The sequence below is a fragment of the Paraburkholderia sp. CNPSo 3272 genome (assembly GCF_024206495.1).
Lineage (GTDB): Bacteria > Pseudomonadota > Gammaproteobacteria > Burkholderiales > Burkholderiaceae > Paraburkholderia.
In genome coordinates, this window is the sequence record NZ_JAMBPQ010000088.1 from 1 (window position 1) to 2,420 (window position 2,420).

The window sequence follows — 2,420 nt, forward strand, 5'->3', positions numbered from 1 at the left end:
TACGCAAGATCGTCAAGACGCGTGGGCACTTCCCGACGGACGAGGCCGCGACCAAACTGCTCTGGCTGGCCTTGCGCAATATCACGGCTGACTGGAGCCGTGCCGCGCATGACTGGAAAGCCGCGATGAACCAGTTCGCGATCCTCTACGAGGATCGCTTCACCAGAAATCATTTGTAGAATGCAATTGATGAGCCTGCCAGACGGCAGGCTTTTATCTGCCTTGCACACAAAAATTCAGACACTCCCCCAATATCGAGCACTGGACGCATTTCACACGACACTTTGGTCCGTTAAGCGGCAATGATCCCAAAATCCGTGACGCCGAACAGCCTGGGAGACGTCGCCGGTCGACCCTTGCGCGATACAAAGCTTTCGCTCATTGATGCGCCAAGTCGCTCCCAGTTGATGAGGTCGGCCAAACGTATCAACGGATGCTTCAGGTTGATCTGTTCGCGCAGCGGTTGGCGGAAGAAATCTCCCTCCGTCACGGGCGTCTTCGGACCCATCCTCACCTCATCGAAAAATGCAGGATTCTCACGTTAATGTGCCAGGTTCCTGAAGATCTCACAACACCATTTCGGCCTCAAAGCTCCGCCGCACAAGGCTCTCCGAATTGTTCAGGTTCGACTAGTTATCGTGTACTGCTCTGGCCCAGTCGGGTTGCCAAGGCTGAGGGTCGTGCCGAGCACGTCCTCTGGCGGATACATGTCCGCATACGGCATTGCAGGCAACAGTGGAGCGCCGAACGGGTCTCCAATCGTCGTCCCGACGTAGTCTGCGAATGCGGCCGCGTGATAGCGGCCGTGCCAGTTCTCAATCCAAAACCCGCGCTCGCCACCCTGTCTCATCGTAATTGACGCATCGACTCGGGCGTCACCGATGAAGAATTGTTCGATCGTATGCTCCTTCATCCCCTTGCGAGCGAATCGTAGTCCACCGGTAGCAGGTAGGTTTCGAATGATGCGATGGAGCCATTCACGAGCTCAATACTACGATTGGCGAGCGCGAGCGCAATTGCCCCCGATGGATTACCGATCCGGATATTGGTCGACGGATTATTTGCACCGGGTGTCCCGAGTGTGAACGGATCGAACCCGCTGATGATGATTCGCGTAGCGCCCTTACCCGGCTGGAAATGGACGGCATATTGTCCGCGCGATGCGCGTTCCAGCACGCACTGGAGCTGTAAGCGGTTGAGCGTTACCTGCGCGGCCCACTGGCGCAGTATCTGTGTCATGAGCGCGCCCAGCACAACATGCGGTCGTCGCTGCGCGGTTGGGCGCCACTGACAGAGCGCCCCTGCACTCGATCGACAGCAGCCTTCCATAATCCTTCGCCAGCGATCTTCACAACGTGCTCCGCGCCCCCAGAGAACCGTTTTGCGTCGGCCCCACAGAGCTGCTTCGAGAAGTCAGAACCAAAGTGAGCGAAGCCCGATGCGCCGAGAATCTGGTCCGCGAACGGCATTGAGTTGCCCGGCAACACACTGAAGAGCCGTTGCTCCTCATACCATGGCGTGACTCTCGTAATCCTGCAACCGGCGGATGGCGGGTGCGACTCTGCCGGTGGAGGATTCTCGTCGAATGGTGGAACCAGCGAGGCCGGCGGATCGAGTGGCACATTAGTTTTGTGAGCGGCTGCCCCAACGGCAATCGGCTCGTTTGGATTGCTCGACGAGGAAAGTGCGACGGCAGTAGCAGACGCAACCCCGCGGTCATCTTCGCAACCGTTCTGGAGCAACGCGGCTGCACACAATACGGAGACCAGTACGGCGTTTTTCATTCGTTTGCCCCTTCTCCGGCTGCGCCGAGCGACGCCGCTGTAGCCGGCCGGGCCGGGAGCGTCTGGGTACAGTCACCGTCAAAATATGGCCCGCCAACGCGCCGCCAGAACAGATTGGGTTCACTGGGCGCGCATGTTATGCGGACGTGATGACCCCACGTGTAGTAAGTACCATCGTACTGCGCGCCCGCCGGCTCGCTGGCAAAAGCGAGCACAGCTAATGTCAGCCTGTATTTTGGCATGCCTAATCCTTGCAAAGCTCGCGCGTTGCGACTACGAAGCGTAGATCGCCGTTATTGCCATCGAGTAGAGCCAACGGTAGCCAACAAGCAAACTATGCGCCATCAAGTTTTTTTGAATATACCGAATAGAATTACTTAACAAATATGCCTCTTTTGAAATCCGAGTGGGCGGTTTGGCGGGTCAAGGGCGGGCGTGAGCCCGGCGCAGGGAACCCTTGAGGGGCTTTGAATCGACAAGCTGGCGCATGGCTGGTTGCGGCAGAATGCTGCAATCAGACATGCGGGACGATGCGAGTGACGAATCAACTCTTTGAAGCCGCCTTGGGAATCAAGGCACCGTGGTACGTGCAAGGTGTCGACTTTGATACGGCCAAACGACAACTCACGATTGCCG

General features: G+C 57.6%; 2 protein-coding genes and 2 pseudogenes. 1 reads left to right on the forward strand and 3 read right to left on the reverse strand.

Annotation, left to right across the window (positions count from 1 at the left end; all coding sequences use genetic code 11):
• Positions 1-179: pseudogene (locus M3I53_RS37770) on the forward strand (IS256 family transposase); the annotation flags it as partial.
• A 149-nt stretch (positions 180-328) separates the two neighbouring features.
• On the opposite strand, the pseudogene M3I53_RS37775 reads toward M3I53_RS37770, so the two are convergent.
• The 3 genes and pseudogenes from M3I53_RS37775 to M3I53_RS37785 form a co-directional block, all read right to left on the reverse strand.
• Positions 329-508: pseudogene (locus M3I53_RS37775) on the reverse strand (IS5/IS1182 family transposase); the annotation flags it as partial.
• Between the two features lie 401 nt (positions 509-909).
• Positions 910-1,239, reverse strand: a complete 330-nt coding sequence (locus M3I53_RS37780; RefSeq protein ID WP_254320801.1) for a hypothetical protein — start codon at positions 1,237-1,239, stop codon at positions 910-912.
• On the reverse strand, positions 1,236-1,784 hold the full coding sequence (locus M3I53_RS37785) for a hypothetical protein (RefSeq protein WP_254320802.1): 549 nt from the start codon (positions 1,782-1,784) through the stop codon (positions 1,236-1,238). Before M3I53_RS37785 ends, M3I53_RS37780 begins: the two co-directional genes overlap by 4 nt.
• Between the last annotated feature and the right edge of the window lie 636 nt (positions 1,785-2,420).